General features: G+C 68.2%; 7 protein-coding genes, 1 other RNA gene and 1 pseudogene. 1 reads left to right on the top strand and 8 read right to left on the bottom strand.

From position 1 onward, the window contains the following. Window positions 1–287 precede the first annotated feature (287 nt). The 4 genes from PKO50_RS11805 to ffs all read right to left on the bottom strand — a co-directional run bounded on the left by PKO50_RS11805 (window position 288) and on the right by ffs (window position 14362). Window positions 288–12509, bottom strand: coding sequence for an Ig-like domain-containing protein (locus tag PKO50_RS11805; RefSeq protein WP_275629782.1), 12222 nt, complete (start codon window positions 12507–12509; stop codon window positions 288–290). Beyond that, window positions 12455–12979, bottom strand: coding sequence for a BapA prefix-like domain-containing protein (locus tag PKO50_RS11800; RefSeq protein ID WP_275629781.1), 525 nt, complete (start codon window positions 12977–12979; stop codon window positions 12455–12457). Before PKO50_RS11800 ends, PKO50_RS11805 begins: the two co-directional genes overlap by 55 nt. Before the next feature lie 342 nt (window positions 12980–13321). Then, window positions 13322–13951, bottom strand: a complete 630-nt coding sequence (locus PKO50_RS11795; RefSeq protein WP_109935704.1) for a response regulator — start codon at window positions 13949–13951, stop codon at window positions 13322–13324. 314 nt (window positions 13952–14265) lie between these two features. After that, an RNA gene (gene ffs / locus PKO50_RS11790) (signal recognition particle sRNA small type) lies at window positions 14266–14362 on the bottom strand. Window positions 14363–14593: 231 nt separating this feature from the next. On the opposite strand from ffs, the gene PKO50_RS11785 reads away from it, so the two are divergent. Further along, entirely contained in the window at window positions 14594–14962 is a 369-nt protein-coding gene (locus PKO50_RS11785; RefSeq protein WP_109935703.1) for a hypothetical protein, read from the top strand. A gap of 40 nt (window positions 14963–15002) precedes the next feature. Here PKO50_RS11785 and PKO50_RS11780 read toward each other — a convergent pair whose 3' ends face one another. From PKO50_RS11780 to zipA, 4 genes and pseudogenes are all read right to left on the bottom strand, one after another. Then, a complete protein-coding gene (locus PKO50_RS11780; RefSeq protein ID WP_089390421.1) occupies window positions 15003–15380 on the bottom strand; it encodes a cbb3-type cytochrome c oxidase subunit 3 in 378 nt (125 codons plus the stop codon). Window positions 15381–15392: 12 nt separating this feature from the next. Next, window positions 15393–15671 (bottom strand): HU family DNA-binding protein, encoded by a 279-nt coding sequence (locus tag PKO50_RS11775; RefSeq protein ID WP_089390420.1) that lies wholly within the window; start codon window positions 15669–15671, stop codon window positions 15393–15395. A gap of 33 nt (window positions 15672–15704) precedes the next feature. Beyond that, window positions 15705–18091, bottom strand: a pseudogene (gene ligA, locus PKO50_RS11770) (NAD-dependent DNA ligase LigA). Between the two features lie 104 nt (window positions 18092–18195). Continuing rightward, window positions 18196–19086, bottom strand: coding sequence for a cell division protein ZipA (gene zipA, locus PKO50_RS11765; RefSeq protein WP_109935701.1), 891 nt, complete (start codon window positions 19084–19086; stop codon window positions 18196–18198). Window positions 19087–19172: the final 86 nt, after the last annotated feature.

Here is a 19172-nt window from a genome sequence, read left to right as displayed (position 1 = left end):
GGCAGCCAATGAAGATACGAAACGCGGGCTGCCCGACAGCCAGCTTCCAGGTGGGCACCAAGGGCCCGGCGCCCCCGGGACCGCGGATAATGGCCGAGGGCGCCGGGAAGGCTACAGCGCCGCAGGCTCCCAACCATTAGGAATCCCCCTAAAGCCCCCTGCCCCGGCCGGGCTTTAGGGATTTCCTCAAGAACGCCCATCGCCCCAGCCGGAAACGAAAAAAGGCACGAACCGAGGTTCGTGCCTTTTTCCGTTGCCACGCGGCGGTCCCTCGCCGCGGGCATCACTCAGACCACGTACAGCCCCTCCTGGATCAGCAGTTGCACATGGGAGGCGCTGGCCGAGGTGTAGACGTCATAGGTGACCGCCCCCTCGGTGACCTTGGCCTGCCCGGCGTCCAGGGCCCATGCCGAGAGATCGATGTCGACGCTATCCGTCACGCCGTTCTGGCCGGTGTCGCCGGTGATCCTCAGCCGCTGCGCGTCCCCCTCCTGCGGGACTATCTTCAGCAGGTCGGCCAGGCTCAGGCTCAGCGTCTGGCCCAGCGCCTCGCCCAGGTGGATGGCCTCGATGTTCGCCACCCTGTCGGCGATCGTGCCCAGGTCCAGCGAATTGCTCGAGGCCCAGACCAGGATGTCGTAGCCGGCGCCGCCGTCGATGTGGGCGAAGCCCGTACCGTCGATGAGGATGGCGTCGTTGCCCTCGCCACCGCTGGCGGTGGTGTAGCCACGGGCGTCGAGCATGTCGTCGCCGGCGGTGCCGAGGATGTCCGATACCGGGTGGTAGTCGACGTGGGTGGCGCCGCCTTCCACGGCGGGTGCTGGCAGGCCGAGGGTTTCCTCCAGGTCCACCAGGCGCCCCTTGACCGCGCTGCCGCTGCCGTCGCTGACGCCGTTGTCGGTCCAGCTGACGAACAGCTTGCCGCTGTCCAGGAAAGTCGCGGAAACCTGCGTCTGGTCGCCGCTGAGCAGCTGGTTGATGTGCAGCTCCTGGCCGACCTTGCGCCCGGTGTCGTCGAAGAACTGGGCGTAGATGCCGTAGCTGCCCGTCCCCGGCGCGCCATCGCTGGCGGACTGGTACACCACCACGAAGCCGCCGCCCTCGCGGGCCACCACCAGCGGCAGGGCCTGGTTGCCGGCCGTGCGGGTGTTGAGCAGGAACTCGTCGCCCAGCGGCTCGCCGGCGGCATTGAAGACCCGCCCCCAGGCGCCGTAGCCGGACTGGTCCAGGCCGCCGTGGTCGTTGGAATCCCAGGTCACCACGAAGTTGCCGTTGGCCAGTTGCGACACGCTGGGCGAGGCCTGGCTGTTGGCGCTGGTCTGGTTGGCCAGGATCTCCGGCCCGAAACTCCCGGTCGCCGGGTCGTAGACACGGAAGAACACCTCGCCACCGGCGCCGCCGCCCAGGTTGCGGCCGTAGGCGAACACCACGCGACCATCCTCCAGGGTGCTGAGCGACGGTGCGCGGGTGTCGAGGCTGTCGGCATAGTTGGTATCGCTGACCAGCTGTTCGCCGCCCGCCGGCGAGCCATCGGCCTTGTACTGGCGGGCATAGACATGCCACTCGCCGCCCACCGACGACTTCCAGGTCACCATGTAGCCGCCGTCGTCCAGCGCTGTGATGCTGGAGTAGCGCTGGCTGCCGGCGTCGTTGACGTTGACCATGTGCTCGCCGCCCTCGCGCGCCGCCCCGGTGATCTGGCCGTCGAGGTCGTAGGTGTAGCCGTACTTCTGCTGCAGGATGGCATCGTTGCCGCCGGCGTAGCTGGTCCAGCTGACCACGAAGCCGCCGTCCTCGAGCACCGCTACCGACGGCCGCCCCTGGTAGTTGGCGGTGGTGCCGTTGATCACGAACTCGCCGCCCAGCGGCATGCCCCTGGCATCGAACAGCTGGGCCATGACGCAGTCGTTGGAGCCGTCGCCCGTGGCCGATTCCCAGACCACCACGAAGCCGCCGTTGGGCAGGCGCGCGCTGGCCGAGAAGTCCTGGTTGCCGGAGAGCGTGCCGTTGACGCGGAACTCCGAGTAGTAGCCGGCGTCGATGTCGATGACGGTGCCCTCGATGCCCCAGCTGTTGCTGTCGGCCTTGTCGCTCTGCCAGGTTACGTAGACGTTGCCGTCGGCCATGAGCGTGGCGTCCAGCAGGTTGTTCATGTCGCCGCCCCAGCCCTGGTTGCCCTCGGTGGTGGGGTTGACCAGGAACTCGCGGCCCAGTGGCTGGCCCTGGGCGTCGTAGCGCTGGGCGTAGACTGCCGAGCCGCTGCCGTCGCCGCCGTCCGAGCCCCACACCACCAGGTAGCCGCCGTCCTCCAGGGCCACCGCGGTGGGCTTGTACTGCTTGCCGGCCAGGCCGCTGTTGACGCGGAAGTCGCCCGCGCCCACCAGCGACAGCTCGCCGCTGGCCGGGTCGACGCGGTAATGCGCGGCATAGACGTCCGAGCCGACCGAGCCGGGCAGGTTGCTGTCCCACACCACCACGAAGCTGCCGTCCTTGAGGGTGATCACGTCCGGGTAGTTCTGGCTGTTGCCGGTGCCGGTGTTGACCTGGAAGTTGCCGCCCAGCGGCGTGCCGTCGGCCTTGTACAGCTGGCCGATGACGCCGCTGGCGGAGTTGTCCCCGGGGCCGCCGTGGCCGGTCCACACGGTCACGTACATGCCGTCGGCGAAGACCGCCATGGCCGGCGCGCCTTCGTTGCCGTAGAGGTTCCCGCTGCCGACGATGACGTCGCCGGTGAGCGGCTGGTTGTCGGCGTCGAAGCTGCGCTGCACGATGTGGTTGGTGGTGCCGGCATCCGGGTCGCTCTGCCAGCTGATGGTGTAGCCGCCGTCCGGGTGGGCGATGGCGATGGGCGACCGCTGGCCGCCCGCAGTGGCGACGTTGACCGCGAACTCGTCGGTCAGCGGGGTGCCGTCGGCGCCGTAGCGGCGCGCCATGACGCCATCGCCACTGGTGTCCGGGCCGGCCTGGTAGGACTCCCAGACCACCAGGTAGCCACCGTCGGCCAGGGCCACCACCTGCGGGCTGTCCTGGTTGCTGGCGTTGCGCTGGTTGACCTGCTGTTCGCCGCCGATGCGGGTGACGCCGTCGGCCGCGAACAGTTGCATGAACACCTCGGCATTGCCGGCGCTGGCATCGCCACTCTGCCAGACCACGATGATCCTGCCGTCCGCCAGGGTCGCCACGCTCGGGTTGGCCTGGGGGCCGGCCTCGGTGGTGTTGACCTCCACGGTGTGGCGGACCAGCTGGTAGTCGGCCAGGGCCGCGCCCTGGATGGCCACCGGCGGCGCCTCGTGGCCGGCCGCGTCGCGGGCCGACAGGCTGCCCTGCTCGCCCTCCGCCAGCGGGTTGGGGTAGATGGCCCAGCGGCCGTGCTCGTCGGCGGTGGCGGTGTGGGTGACGCCCTTGGCATCCACCACGGTGACGATGGCGCCCGGCTCGGTGCGGCCGCCCAGCTGCTCGGCGCTGTTGCTGTCCAAGCCGACGCTGAGCACGCTGATGGCCGGCGGGTCGGCCGGCACGTAGTCGATGCCGGTCACGCCTTCGCCCACGGGCGGCGGCGCGATGAGGCCGAGGCTCTCGTCCAGGTCCACCAGGCTGCCCTTGATGGCGCTGCCGCTGCCGTCGCTGACGCCCTTGTCGGTCCAGCTGACGAACAGCTTGCCGCTGTCCAGGAAGGTGGCGTCGACCTCGACCTGGTCGCCGCTCACCAGTTGGTTGATGTGCAGCTGCTGGCCGACCTTGTGCCCGGCATCGTCGAAGTACTGGGCGTAGACGCCGTAGGTTCCGGCGCCCGGCGCCGCCTCGCTGCGGGACACGTAGATGACCACGAAGCCGCCATCCTCGCGCGCCACCACCAGCGGTTCCGCCTGGTCGCCCAGGGTGCTGTTGGACACCAGGAACTCGTTGCCCAGCGGCTGGCCGGCGGCATCGAAGATCCGCCCCCAGATGCTGGCGCCGGACTGGTCGGGCCCGCTATTGTCGTTGGAGTCCCAGGTGACGATGAAATTGCCGTTGGACAGCATCGAGACCGACGGCGAGGACTGCTTGTTGGCCGAGGTCTGGTTGACCAGCACTTCGCCGCCCAGGCTCTGGGTCGCCGGGTCGTAGAGGCGGAAGTACGACTCCACCCCTGCGGCGGCGCCGGCGTCGCGGTTGTAGGCGATCACCACGGTGCCGTCCGGCAGGGTCGCCAGGGACGGCGCGTCCGGCCCCGCCGAGGTGTGGTAGGTGGCATCGCCGACCAGTTGGTCGCCGCCCTGCGGCGAGCCATCGGCCGCGTACTGGCGCAGGAACATCTGCCACTTGCCGCTGGTGCCGGTGGGGTTGGAGCTCCAGCTGACGATGTAGCCGCCGTCGTCCAGCGCGGTGATGCTGGAGAAGCGCTGGTGGCCGGCATCGTTGACGTTGACCATGTGCTCGGTACCTTCGCGTACCGCGCCGATGATCTGGCCATCGAGGTCGTAGGTGTAGCCGTACTTCTGCTGCAGGATGGCGTCGTTGCCGCCGGCGTGGCTGGTCCAGCTGACCACGAAGCTGCCGTCCGCGAGCACTGCCACCGCGGGCTGGCCCTGGTAGTTGGCGGTGCTGCCGTTGACCACGAACTCGCCGCCCAGCGGCATGCCCCTGGCGTCGAACAACTGGGCCATGACGCAGTCGTTGGAACCGTCGCCCGTGGCCGACTCCCAGACCACCACGAAGCCGCCGTTGGGCAGCTTGGCCGTGGCCGAGCGGTCCTGATCGCCGGCCAGGGTGCCGTTGACGCGGAATTCCGAGTAGTAGCCGGCATCGATGTCGATGACGGTGCCTTCGATGCCCCAGCTATTGCTGTCGGCCTTGTCGCTCTGCCAGGTGACGTAGACGTTGCCGTCGTCCATCACGGTGGCGTCCAGCAGGTTCTTCATGTCGACGCTGTCGCCGGCCCAGCCCTGGTTGCCCTCGGTGGTCGGGTTGACCAGGAACTCGCGGCCCAGCGGCTGGCCCTGGGCGTCGTAGCGCTGGGCGTAGACCGCCGAGCCGCTGCCGTCGCCGCCGGCCGAGCCCCACAGGACCAGGTAGCCGCCGTCGTCCAGGGCCACCGCGGTGGGCTTGTACTGGTCGCCCGCCACGTTGCTGTTGACGCGGACATCGCCCATGCCGATCTGCTGCACGGCGCCGCTGGCCGGGTCGACGCTGTAGCGCGCCATGTAGACGTCGTAGCCGCTGCTGCCCGGCGGGTTGCCCTCCCAGACCACCACGAAACTGCCGTCCCTGAGGGTGATCACGTCCGGGTAGTCCTGGCTGTTGCCGGTGCTGCCGTTGACCTGGAAGTTGCCGCCCAGCGGCGTGCCGTCGGCCTTGTACAGCTGGCCGATGACGCCGCTGGCGGAAGTGTCGCCCGGGCCCTTGGCACCGCTCCACACGGTCACGTACATGCCGTCGGCGAAGGCCGCCATGGCCGGTGCGCCGGAGGCACCGTATGCCTCGCCGCTGCCCACGATCACGTCGCCGGTCAGCGGCTGGTTGTCGGCATCGAAGCTGCGCTGCACGATCAGGTCGGTGCTGCTGCCGTTCGGGTCGCTCATCCAGCTGATGGTGTAGCCGCCATCCGGGTGGGCGATGGCGACGGCCGATTTCTGCCCGCCGGCGGTATTCAGGTTGACCGCGAACTCGTCGGTCAGCGGGCTGCCGTCGGCGCCGTAGCGGCGTGCCATGATGCCGTCGCCGCTGGTGTCCGGGCCGGCCAGGTAGGACTCCCAGACCACCAGGTAGCCGCCGTCGGCCAGGGCCACCACCTGCGGGCTGTCCTGGTTGTACGCGCTGCGCTGGTTGACCTGCTGCTCGCCGCCGATGCGGGTGATGCCGTCGGCCTCGAACAGTTGCATGAACACTTCGACGGCATCGTTGCTGGTATCACCACCCTGCCAGACCACGATGATCCTGCCGTCCGCCAGGGTCGCCACGCTCGGGTTGGCCTGGGGCCCGGCCTCGGTGGTGTTGACCTGGCTGGTATAGCGGCTCAGGTCGTAGCTGGCCAGCACGTCGCCCTGGATGACGATGGCTTGCGATGGGTTGCCGGCGGCGTCCTGTACCGAAAGACTGCCGTCCTCGCCCAGGCCCAGGGGGTTGGGCTGCATGCTCCAGCGGCCGTCCTGGTCGGCGGTGACGCTGTGCGCCGTGCCGGCCTTGTCGACCACGGTGACGATCGCCCCCGGCTCGGTCTGCCCGGCCAGCTGCTCGGCGGTGTTGATGTCCAGGCCGACGTTCGGCGCCAGGGTATCGACCACGAACAGCCAGGGCGCGCTGGGCTCGGTGACGTTGCCCACGCCATCGGTGAGGGTCGCGGTGAGCGCGTGCGAGCCATCGGCCAGCGGCGCCTGCGGGGTGAAGCTCCAGTGGCCGGCCTCGTCCACCTGCGTCGAGCCCAGTTCCTGGCCATTGTCGTAGACCACCACCAGCGAACCCGGCGCACCGCTGCCGGAAATGCTCGGCGTGGTGTCGCTGGTGAGGTTGCCGGAGACCAGGCTGGTGAAGGCTTCGGTCTCCAGCGCCAGCAGCTGCGGCACCTCCGGCAACGCGCTCTGCAGCTCGACCGGGAAGTCCTCGCTGGGCGCTTCGCTCATCTGCCCCGAGGGGCTCTGCGAGCTGGCCCACAGGTACTTCATGCCGTCGCCGCCGAACTGGCCGAGGTCGTCGGTGGTCAGGCTCCACTGGCCGTTGGCGTCGATGACGGTGGAGCCCAGCAGCTCGCTCGGCGCCTGCGCATCGTCGCTCAGGCGCACGTAGAGGAACAGGGTGGCGCCGGCGCTGCCGGTGCCGCTCAGGCTCAGGTTGGCGTCGTCGGTGCCGGCGCCCTTGTCGAGGTCGCCCTGTTGCGGCCCGAAGTCGTCCTGCACGCGGGTGATGCGCGGCGTCTCGGGGACGGCGGCATCGACCAGGAAGTCCCAGGCCTCGCTGCGCGGGCCGAGGTTGCCGGCGGCGTCCAGCGCCTCGGCCTGGAAGCTGTGCGCGCCATCGGCCAGCGGCGTCTGTGGCTCGAAACTCCAGTTGCCGGCTTCGTCCACGCTCGCCGAGCCGATCAGCTCGCCGTTGTCGTAGATGCGCACCAGCGCGGCGCCGCCCTCGACATGGCCGCTGTAGGTCGGCGTGGCGTCGTTGCTCAGCTCGCCCTGGCCGATGCTGCCGAGGATGCCGCCCTCCACGTCGTCGACCAGCGCCAGGCCGGTGATCGCGCCCGGCGCGGTGGTGTCGACCACGAAGCTCAGGGCCGGGCCCTGGGCACTTTCATTGCCGGCGGCGTCGGTGGCCGAGGCCGTGATCGCATGCTCGCCTTCGGCCAGCGGGGTTTCCGGCTTGTAGCTCCAGTTGCCGTCGGCGTCGACGATGGCGGTGCCGATCACGCTGCCGTTGTCATGGACAGTGATGAGGTCGCCGGGGTTGGCGCCGCTGCCGCTGATCACCGCGGCGCTGTCGTCGGTGGCGGCGCCGGCCTCAAGGCCGCCCTGCTGCGCACCGACGTTGTCGGTCACGACGATGCCGGCCGGGGCGTCGGGGGCCTGGGTGTCGAGAGTCAGTTCGAAGCGGGTGCCGGCCTCGTTGCCGTTGGCGGCGGTGGCCAGGATGTCGTAGACATGATTGCCGTCGGCCTGCTCCGGCAGCTCCAGGCTCCAGTTACCGGAAGCGTCGGCGAGCACCGAGCCGAGCAGCGTCGAACCGTCGAGGATGCTGACGATGGCGCCAGCGCTGGCGGTGCCGACCAGGGTCGGGCGGTTGTCGTCGGTGAGCGCCTTGTCGGCCAGGTCGCCCTGCTTGGCGCCGACGTTGTCGCTGGCCTTGATCACGCTGACGCTGATGGGCGCGGTGTCGACGCTGAACGCCAGCGCGGGGCCGGGCTGGCCGACGTTGCCGGCGGCATCGCTGACCTGCGCGCTGATGCTGTGGCTGCCCTCGGCCAGCGGCTGCGCCGGGGTGAAGCTCCAGTCGCCGTTGGCATCGGCGGTGACGCTGCCCAGCACCTCGGCACCGTCCAGCAGGGTGACCACGGCACCGGCCTCGGCCGTGCCGGAGAACACCGGCTGGGCATCGTCGGTGACGCCGCCGGCGGCGATCGGGCCACGGACCAGGCCCTGGTCGTCAGTGGCGAGCACCACTGCCGGGGTGGCCGGCGCGGCGGTGTCGACGTTCAGGCTGAACTCGGCGCTGCCGCTGTTGGCGCCATTGGAGACGCTGGCGGTATAGGTGTGCTCGCCATCGGCCTGGGCCGGCAGCTGGAAGCTCCAGTTACCCTCGGCATCGGCGGTGACGCTGCCGATCTCGACCTCGCCTTCGAAGATGACCACGACCGCGTCGGCAAGGGTCTTGCCGACCAGGGTCGGGGTGGCGTCATTGGTCAGGGCGTTGTTGCTCAGGCTCTGGGGTTCGCCGACATCGTCGATGGCGGCCTCGATGCTCACCAACACATCACTGGTGTCGACCGTGAGCGCCAGCACGTCGCTCGGCTCGCTGACGTTGCCGGCGGCATCGGTGGCGGTCACGCTGATGGCGTGCTCGCCATCGGTGAGCGGCTGCGCCGGGGTGAAGCTCCAGTTGCCGTCGCCATCGGCCACGGCCGTGCCCAGCACGCTGCCGCCATCCAGGATGGTGACGACGCTGCCCGGCTCGGCGCTGCCGCTGAAGGTCGGGGTGGAGTCGTCGGTGATGCCGTTGTCGATGGGGCCGGTGACGCCGCCCTGGTTGTCGACGGCGAGGATCGCCCCCGGCTTGGCCGGCGCGCTGCCGTCGATGGTCAGTTCGAAGCGGGTGCTGGCGCTGTTGGCGCCGTTGCTGGCGGTGACGTCGTAGCTGTAGCTGCCATCGGCCTGCGCCGGCAGCTCCAGGCTCCAGGCACCGGCGGCATCGGCCACCACCGAGCCGAGCACGCTGGCGCCGTCCATGACGGTGACCAGGGCGCCGGCGGTGGCGCTGCCCACCAGGGTCGGCGTGCGGTCGTCGGTCACCGCGCCGTTGCCCAGCTCGGCGGTCAGGCTGCCGGCGTCATCCAGCGCCTTGGCGACGCTGACCACCAGCGGCCGGGTGTCGACCACCAGCACCAGCGCATCGCTGGGCTCGCTGACGTTGCCGGCGGCATCGCTGACCACGGTGGTGATGCTGTGCTCGCCCTCCCCCAGCGCCTCGGCCGGGGTAAAGCTCCAGTTGCCTTCGCCATCGACGATGGCCGTGCCCAGGATGCTGTCGCCATCCTTGATGGTGACGGTGGCGCCCGGTTCGGCGCTGCCGCTGAAGGTCGGGGTGCTGTCGTCGGTTATGCCGCCGATGATCGGGCCGGTGACGGCGCCGACGTTGTCCAGCGCGCTCGGCGCGTCCGGGGTGGCCGGTGCGCGGGTGTCGAGGAGGATGTCGAAGCCGCCGGTGGCCGGGCTCCACTGCCCGGCCGTGTCCACGGCCTTGGCAGTGAGGGTCTTGAGGCCGTCGGCGCCGAGGTCGTCCAGGGTGATCGACCAGTTGCCCTCGGCGTCGGTGGCGACGCTGCCGACCTCGCTGCCATTGACGTACAGGTGGATCAGGGTGCCCGCCTCGGCGGTGCCCTTGATGGTCGGGGTACGGTCGTCGGTCTGCGCACCGGGCTGCAGGTGCTCGCTGGTCAGCGGCGCCTGGTCGTCGCTGACGTGCTCGATGGAGGGCGCGGCCGGCGGCATCAGCTTGAGGGTGAAGTGCCAGTCGGCACTCTTCGGCCCTTCGTTGCCGGCGGCATCCACCAGCGCGGCCTGGAAGTTGTGCTCGCCGGCCAGCAGCGGCAGCGCGGGTTCGAAGCTCCACTGGCCAGCGCTGACACTGGCGCTGCCGATCAGCACGCCGTTGTCGTAGACGTTCACGCTCAGGATATCGGCCGGTACGCCATTGCCGCCGAAGCTCGGCTTGGCATCGTCGGTCACGCCGCCACGGGCGATCTCGCCGATGACGCCGCCGACGTCGTCGACCAGGCTCAGCGCACCGACCGCCTCAGGCGGGGTGACCGGCGCGAGGGTATCGACGGTGAAGCTCCAGCCATCGGCCGGCAGCATGGCGCTGGCATTGCCGGCGGCATCCACCGCGCTGGCCTGCAGGCTGTGCTCGCCCTCCTCCAGCGGCTGCTCGGGGGTGAAGCTCCAGCTGCCGTCGGGGTTCACCGGGGTGCTGCCGATCAGCTCGCCATTGTCGTAGACGTTCACCAGCACGGCATCGCCGCCGACCAGCTGGCCCTTGAACTCGGGCTGGTTGTCATCGGTGTGGCCGCCCTGGGCGATGGGCCCGGTGATGGCGCCGACATCGTCGATCAGGCTGAGGCTCGCCTCGGCCTCGGAAATATCGGGGGCAAGGTTGTCTGCCGGCTCGGTCACAGTGGGCGGGCTGACGTTGCCCGACGGGTCGGTGATGGTGACGGTACCGGTCTCGCCATTCTCCAGCGGGTTTTCCGGGAACTCCCAGTTGCCGTTCTCGTCGACCACGGTGGTGACTGTGCTGCCATCCGGCAGTTCCACGGTGACGATGCCTTCCGGCTCACCGGTGCCGCCCAGGCCGTTGCCACTGTTGTCGGTGATGACCGGCGGCTCCGGCGCGATGGTATCGGCCGGACCGGTTTCGGTCGGCGGGCTGATGTTGCCCGAGGGATCGGTGATGGTGACGGTGCCGCTCTCGCCGTTCTCCAGCGGGTTTTCGGGGAATTCCCAGTTGCCGTTGCCGTCGACGACGGTGGTGACGGTGCTGCCGTCCGGCAGTTCGACGGTGACGATGCCTTCCGGTTCGCCGGTACCGCCCAGGCCGTTGCCATTGTTATCGGTGATCACCGGCGGCTCCGGCGCGATGACGTCGGCCGGCTCAGTAGTCACCGGCGGACTGATGTTGCCCGACGGGTCGGTGATGGTGACGGTGCCGGTCTCGCCATTCTCCAGCGGGTTTTCCGGGAACTCCCAGTTGCCGTTCTCGTCGACCACGGTGGTGACGGTGCTGCCATCCGGCAGTTCCACGGTGACGATGCCTTCCGGCTCACCGGTACCGCCCAGGCCATTGCCACTGTTGTCGGTGATCACCGGCGGCTCCGGCGCGATGGTATCGGCCGGACCGGTTTCGGTCGGCGGGCTGACGTTGCCCGACGGGTCGGTGATGGTGACGGTGCCGGTCTCGCCGTTTTCCAGCGGGTTTTCCGGGAACTCCCAGTTGCCGTTTTCGTCGACAGTGGTGGTGACAGTACTGCCGTCCGGCAGTTCGACGGTGACGATGCCCTCCGGTTCGCCGGTACCGCCCAGGCCGTTGCCATTGTTATCGGTGATCACCGGCGGCTCCGGCGCGATGGTATCGGCCGGACCGGTTTCGGTCGGCGGGCTGATGTTGCCCGACGGATCGGTGATGGTGACGATACCGGTCTCGCCGTTTTCCAGCGGGTTTTCGGGGAGTTCCCAGTTGCCGCTCTCGTCGACCACGGTGGTGACAGTGCTGCCGTCCGGCAGTTCGACGGCGACGATACCTTCCGGCTCGCCAGTGCCGCCCAGACCATTGCCGTTGTTGTCGGTGATGACCGGCGGCTCCGGGGGAACCAGGTCAGCCGGTTCGGTGATGGTGGGCGGGCTGACGTTGCCCGAGGGATCGGTGATGGTGACGATGCCGCTCTCGCCATTCTCCAGCGGGTTTTCCGGGAACTCCCAGTTGCCGTTCCCATCGACGACGGTGGTCACGGTGCTGCCGTCCGGCAGTTCCACGGTGACGATGCCTTCCGGCTCGCCGGTACCGCCCAGGCCATTGCCATTGTTGTCGGTGACCACCGGCGGTTCCGGAGCCGTGGTGTCGATGGGCTCTATCTCGGCCGGGCCGGTTTCGGTCGGCGGGCTGACATTGCCCGACGGATCGGTGATGGTGACGCTGCCGCTCTCGCCGTTCTCCAGCGGGTTTTCCGGGAATTCCCAGTTGCCGTTGCTGTCGACGACGGTGGTCACGGTGCTGCCGTCGGGCAGCTCGACGGTGACGATGCCTTCCGGTTCACCGGTGCCGCCCAGGCCGTTGCCGTTGTTCTCGGTGACCACCGGCGGTTCCGGGGGAACCAGGTCGGCCGGCTCGGTCACGGTCGGCGGGCTGATGTTGCCCGAGGGATCAGTGATGGTGATGATGCCGCTCTCGCCGTTCTCCAGCGGATTCTCCGGGAACTCCCAGTTGCCGTTGCCATCGACGACGGTGGTCACGGTGCTGCCGTCGGGCAGTTCGACGGTGACGATGCCTTCCGGCTCGCCAGTGCCGGACAGGCCGCCGGCGTTGTTCTCGGTGACAGTGGGCTCCTGCGGCGCCAGCAGGTCGGCCGCGCCGGTGCCGACCGGCTCGCTGGTGCCATTGCCGTTGGAAGCGGTGACGGTACCGGCCTGGCCGTTGTCCAGCGGGTTGGGCTGGAAGCTCCAGTGGCCGTTGCCGTCGGTGGTGGTGGTGAGGGTGCTGCCGTCCGGGCGGGTCAGGGTGATCAGGCTGCCGGGCTCGGCGGTGCCGGCCAGGCCCTGCAGGTTGTTGGACAGCACGGCCGGCTTGCCCGGGGCCGCGCCGCCGGCGCCGCCACCCGAGCCGCCGCCACCGCCCCCGCCGCGGCGGCCAGGCCACCGACGCCCAGGGCGCCCAGGCCGGCCATGGGCAGCAGGCCGAAGGCGTAGTAGGAATCATCGGACTGCACGGCCAACAATTGCTCGATGGAATCCAGCTCGGTGGTCAGCCAGGGTTCGCTCTGGTCCGCCAGCCACAGCTGGCCGTCAGGAGCCTCCAGCACCAGGTCGTGGCGCAGGCCGTCCACGGCCTGGAAGAAGTTGTCGACGGTGACGACCTCGCCGTTCTTCAGACGTATCACCAAGCTGTCGCCATTGCGGCTGACAGACTGGATGCTGTCCGGCGCGGCCGCGATCTTCACCACGCACGGGTGCGTCAGCAACAACAGGTTCTTGCCGCTGACATCGCTGACCTGTCCCGAACTCTTCGCAATCAGTTGAATTGCGGCCATGTGAACTCCCGCCTGACGAGGCTATCTTTCTGCAATTAAAAGGACACTGGCGATTCGAGGACTCGCCCCCGAAACACTTGGCCAGCGCCCTGTTTGATTCAAATCAAGGAAAACCAGGACTTCCTTAATTACTAGCCAGAAAGAATAAGGCGCCCTCCAGGGCATACAATTGGGAATTTTCTTATTCACGGCTCCAGGCGATAAATTCCGACGCCGTATCGGAAAATTCTTAGCCCTTTTAAAATCCCAACTAACCCTTTCGCCGAAATGAATTCCAAAGAGAAATAAAAAAAGCGGGCCATGCAAGCCCGCTTTTTCAGGTTGTATATAAGATGAAGTTCATCAGTCGAAGAAATGCCCCTCCAGGCAACAGGCCAGCAGTTCCTGGTCCGTGGTCACGCCCAGGCGGCGCTTGGCCGATGCCTTCTGCGCGCTGATGGTCTTGTCGCTGCGCCGCAGCAGGCGGGCTATCTCGCAGACGCGCAGGCCCGAGACGAACAGACGCAGCACCTCGTACTCCTTGACCGAGAGCGAGGTCAGGCGGCTGTGCAGGTCGCCGCCCTCGCCCGCGCACGGGCTCAGTACCCTGCGGCCCTTGCACAGGGCGTCCAGGGCCGACAACAGCTGGGGCATGCCCGCGTCCTTGCGCACCACCCCCTGCACCCCGAGCTCGCACAGGCGGTCCAGCACCAGGCGGTTGGACAGCATGGTGAAGACCAGGAACTTCACCTCGGGGAAGTTACGTACCAGGTAGCCGATGAAGCGCACGCCGTCGCCGTAGACTTCGTCCCCGGGCATGCTGAAGTCGATGATCGCGATATCGAAATGCTCCCGTCGCAATGCCTCGACCAACTCACCGGAAGTTCGCACCTCACATGCCACCTGATACTGCGGGTGGCGTTCCAGAACTCCACGAACTCCCATCAATACGACTGCGTGATCATCCGCCAGAACGATCTTGATCTTTTTCAAGGCAACCTCACAAACGACGATAACCGCAACTTTCGCGGCTGCCTAATCTAATGGAAGCCCCTGAAAAACGTCACCTTAAAACCGGACTATTTAATCAATATAAGAAAAATCCGACATGGCACCCAAGTTGCCAATAGCGCGCGGGGAAAGAGTGCGGAGCGTCTGCGGTGGCCGTCGCCGGCCCGTCCGCGCACCAACCAGGGCAGCGGAAATGCCGTGAAAAAAATCAGACGGATCGGAAGGGAAAAGGGGGAAACGGAGCTAGCCTGAGGGTAATTGTGGCTACGAAGAATCCCACCCCAAAATGGAGGTGGCCCCGCCAGCCACACCCCGGCACACGATGTCACCGCTGCGGCTGCTCCCTTCCGGGCCTGACCGGGTTCACGGCTGATCGTTGCGGGGGGACCGACAGGGCCACCATAACGAAGCCCGCCTATGTGGCGGGCGGCGACATTGTACCGAGCCCAGCGCAAGTTACAAGCACTTCAAGCACTTAGCGGTGAAATCCGCGATGGGGCACGCAGAAATGGCAATTTGACATCATCACTCTGCGGCATGATGGCACACTGCCACAGCACTGGTGAGGTGGAGGGGACGGACACCCCTCGGCGCTTCAGCCCTCAACGCTTTGGGAGAATTCCGATGATCAAGTCTGCGCTCGCTGTCCTGGCCCTGGGCCTGTCTTCCACCGCCTTCGCCAACGGCGGCACCATCACCTTCAGCGGCCACATCTACTCGCCACCGTGCCAGGTCGCCGATATCACCAGCGAAGCCAGCGCGCGCCAGGCACGCCTGGCGCTGACGGGCTGCGGCGGGACCTCGAGCCTGTCGTTCAGCGAACCGTCCGGGCAGGAAGCGGCCCGCCAACTGGCGGTGACCGACCTGGACGGCCGCCACGTCGACCTGGGCGCCGGCAACGAGGCGCAAGGCGGCGATCTCAACCTGGTGCTGCGCAACCTGGACGGCCGCAGCGGCGCGCGGCCGCTGCTGCTGAACATCACCTACCTCTGAGTTCCCCCTCCCCCCTCGCCCAGCAGCGCGGGGGATGGCCTCACTCGGCGCGGATCATGCCGCCGGGGATCGGCTGGGTCGACACCTCCAGGTTCGGCCCCAGGTAGAGGTCGCTCTTCTCGAAGCCGGGCCGGCTGCTGAAGCTGGCGTACTTCTCCTGCCCGCGGTGGAAGGTGAAGGCCACCCGGTAGTCGCCGCCACGCAGCAGGCGCAGCGGGAAGCTCAGCACGGCGCCCGGCTGGATCTCCCCGGAGAGGCTTTCCTCGCCGTTCTCCTTGAAGCTGTAGCTCGCCGGCGCGCTGGCGTTGGCGTCGTAGTGCAGCTGGATCTGCGGACGCTCGGTCCAGGCCACGTAGAGGGCGAACAGCAGGACCAGGGCGATCAGCCCCGCGAGCCGCTGCTTTCTAGCCTTGTCCATCGTCGCCCCCGGTCAGTTGAGGCTGTCGGCCAGGGCCTTGGCCGGGACGAAGCGCACCACTCTCTTCGCGGCGATCTCGATGCTCTTGCCGGTCTGCGGGTTGCGCCCGGTGCGCGCGGCGCGCTCGCTCACCTTGAGCTTGCCGATGCCCGGCAGGGTCAGCTCGCCGTCGTTCTCCAGGGCGTCCTGGACGATGCCGGCCAGTTGCTCGAACACGCCGCGCACCGAGGCCTGGGTCAGGTCGAGGGATTCGGCGATGTCGCGTACCAGTTGTTCCTTGGTCATTGCCATGGTGTTTCTCTCCGGATGGTCTTGGAAATTCGTTCAGGCACTGATGCCATGCTCTGCCAGTAACGCCAGCAGCCCCTCTTCGTCCATGACGTCCACGCCGAGTTCCTGGGCCTTGGCCAGCTTGGAGCCGGCGCCGGGGCCGGCCACCACGCAATGGGTCTTGGCCGATACGGAACCGGCGACCTTCGCGCCCAGGCTTTCCAGCTTCTCCTTGGCGACGTCGCGGCTCATGGCTTCCAGGGTACCGGTGAGCACCCAGGTCTGCCCGGCCAGCGGCAGGCCCTCGGCCTGCTTCTTCTCGCTCGCCCAGTGCATGCCGAACTCGCGCAGCTGGGCCTCGATGGCCAGGGCGCGGGCGGCGTTGCCGGCATCGTCGAAGAATTCGCGCAGGCTCTTGGCCGCGCGTTCGGGCAGGCGCTCGACCTGGCGCAGGTCGAGCCAGTCGGCGTGGATGATGCCTTCCAGCGAGCCGAAGCGGCTGGCCAGCTTCTCCGCGCCGGTGGCGGCGATGAAGGGAATGTTCAGCTTGTCGATGAAGCCCGCCAGGGTGGCGCAGGCGGCGAACTCGGCGGCCACCCCGCCCTCTTCCTGCAGTTGCACGCCGTGCTCGGCGTCCAGCAGTTCGGCGATCACCTTGCGGTTGTGCTCGTCGGCGAAGAAGTTGTGGATCTCGTAGGCCACCTCGGCACCGACGTCCGGCAGGTAGGTCAGCACCTCCGGCAGGGCCTGCTGGATGCGCGCCAGCGAGCCGAGGGCGCGGGCCAGCAGCTTGGCGGTCTCCTCGCCGACGTCGGGGATGCCCAGGGCGTAGACGAAGCGCGCCAGGCTCGGCCGGCGGCTGTCGGCGATGGACTTGAGCAGCTTGTGGGTGGAGACCTCGGCGAAGCCTTCCAGCTCGATCACCTGCTCGTAGGTCAGGCGGTAGAGGTCGGCCGGCGACTTGACCAGGCCCTTGTCCACCAGTTGCTCGACGATCTTGTCGCCGAGGCCGTCGATGTCCATGGCCCGGCGCGAGACGAAGTGGATGATCGACTGCTTGAGCTGCGCCTGGCAGAACAGCCGGCCGACGCAGCGGTAGATGGCGCCTTCGCTGACCGACTCGCGGCCCTTGGCGCGCTTGACCAGTTGGGTGCGCTCCACCTGCGAGCCGCACACCGGGCAGTGCTCGGGAATGTGCACCGGGCGCGCGTCGGCCGGGCGGCGCTCGGTGACCACCTGCATCACCTGCGGGATCACGTCGCCGGCACGGCGGATGATCACGGTGTCGCCGATCATCAGGCCCAGGCGCGCCACTTCGTCCATGTTGTGCAGGGTGGCGTTCGACACGGTCACCCCGCCACCTGCACCGGCTTCAGGCGTGCCACCGGGGTCACGGCGCCGGTGCGGCCGACCTGGAATTCCACGTCGAGCAGCTCGGTGAGCTCCTCGCGGGCCGGGAACTTGTGGGCAATGGCCCAGCGCGGCTCGCGGGCGCGGAAGCCCAGCTCGCGCTGGAAGTCGATGCGGTTGACCTTGAACACCACACCGTCGATCTCGTAGGCCAGGCTGTCGCGGCGCTGGCCGATGTCGGCGTAGTAGTCCTGGCAGCCCTTCACCCCGCGGACCAGCCTCAGCTCCCGGCTGACCGGGATGCCCCAGGCCTTGAAGGCCTCGAGTATGTCGACCTGGGTGCCCGGCAGGCTGCCGCCCTCGACGCGGCCGAAGCCGTAGGCGCACAGTTCCAGCGGGCGGCTGGCGGTGATCTTCGGGTCGAGCTGGCGCAGGCTGCCGGCAGCGGCATTGCGCGGGTTGGCGAAGGTCTTGGCGCCGGCCTCCATCTGCCGGGCGTTGAGCGCCTCGAAGCCGGCCTTGGACATGAACACCTCGCCGCGCACTTCCAGCACCGCCGGCCAGCCCTCGCCCTGCAGGCGCAGGGGGATGTTGCGCACGGTGCGCACGTTGGCGCTGATGTCTTCGCCGGTGGTGCCGTCGCCGCGGGTGGCGCCGCGGATCAGCCGGCCGTTCTCGTAAAGCAGGCTGACCGCCAGGCCGTCGAGCTTGGGTTCGCAGCTGTATTCCACCTCGGCGCCGCCGCCGAGCAGGTCGCCGCCCGGCAGCAGGTCGGCCAGGCCTTCGCGCACACGGCGGTCGAAGTCCAGCAGGTCCTGCTCCTCGAAGGCGTTGCCCAGGCTGAGCATGGGGATTTCGTGGCGGATCTCGCCAAAGGCCGAGGCGGCTGCCCCGCCGACGCGCTGGGTCGGCGACTCGGGGGTGACCAGGTCCGGGTGCTCGGCCTCGAGTTCCTTCAGCTCGCGGAACAGGCGGTCGTACTCGGCGTCCGGCACGCTGGGCTCGTCGAGCACGTAGTAGCGGTAGTTGTGCGCGTCCAGTTCGCTGCGGAGCTGGGCGATGCGTTGGGCGGCGGTCTGGGTGTCGGTCATTCAGAAAGCCTCAAGCGGCAAGCTAAAAGCGGCAAGACAAGAAAAGCAAAGCCCCAAGCCAAGCGCTAGGCTTGCAGCTTGGGGCCTGTAGCTTGCCGCTGCGTTTATCGTTTCTGCGTCAGCGCGCGGCGTTCGAACTCGATGATGCGCTGGCGGTAATGCTCGATGGTCTGCGCGGTCATCACGCTGCGCTGCTCGTCCTTCAGCTCGCCGTTGAGTTCGTGGGCCAGCTTGCGGGCGGCGGCGACCATCACGTCGAAGGCCTGCTTCGGATGGCGCGGGCCCGGCAGGCCGAGGAAGAAGCTCACCGCGCGGGTGCTGAACTGGTCGATGTTGTCCAGGTCGAAAGTGCCCGGCTTGACCGCGTTGGCCATGGAGAACAGCACTTCGCCGTTGCCGGCCATGCTCTCGTGGCGGTGGAAGATGTCCATGTCGCCGAAGCGCAGGCCGCTCTCGAGGATGTTCTGCAGCAGCGCCGGGCCCTTGAAGCCACCCTCGTCGCGGCAGATCACGTTGATGATCAGCACTTCTTCCACCGGAGCCGGGGCGGCGGCGGGCGCCGGGCGCTCCTTGTCCTTTTCCTTGTCCTTCTTGCGGTCCCTGGCCCGGGATTTTTCCTTGGGCGCCTCGGCCAGGGGGTCGGGGAAGTCTTCCTCGTCCAGCGGGCCGAGCAGGTTCGGCGCCGGGTCGTCCAGGGCCAGGTCGCCCTGGCGCGGCTCGCCACGGCGCTTGCCGCGGGCCGGGTCCTTGGCGCTGACCTTGGGCAGGTCGTGCTCGTCCAGCGAAGGCTCGTGGTGCTCGACCACCCGCGAGGGCCCCAGCACCTCGGCGCTGCCGCCGTCGTCATCGTCGTCCAGTTGGTTGGCGAAATGGCGGTCCAGCTTGAACTTCAGCTTGCCCTTTCCGCCCCGCATGCGCCGCCAGCCATCGAACAGAATGCCGGCGATCACGATAAGCCCAATGACGATCAGCCATTCGCGCAGACCGATATCCATCTAATCCCAGTGCCCCTGATAAAAATGATGATGAAAAAGGGATGTCCTATCCCGGTAAAACGCGAACCCCGAGTTGTATGTTCGCG

The organism is Pseudomonas sp. 273 (genome assembly GCF_029201425.1).
Classification (GTDB): domain Bacteria; phylum Pseudomonadota; class Gammaproteobacteria; order Pseudomonadales; family Pseudomonadaceae; genus Pseudomonas; species Pseudomonas delhiensis.
This window is presented reverse-complemented; position numbering and strand designations above follow the sequence as displayed.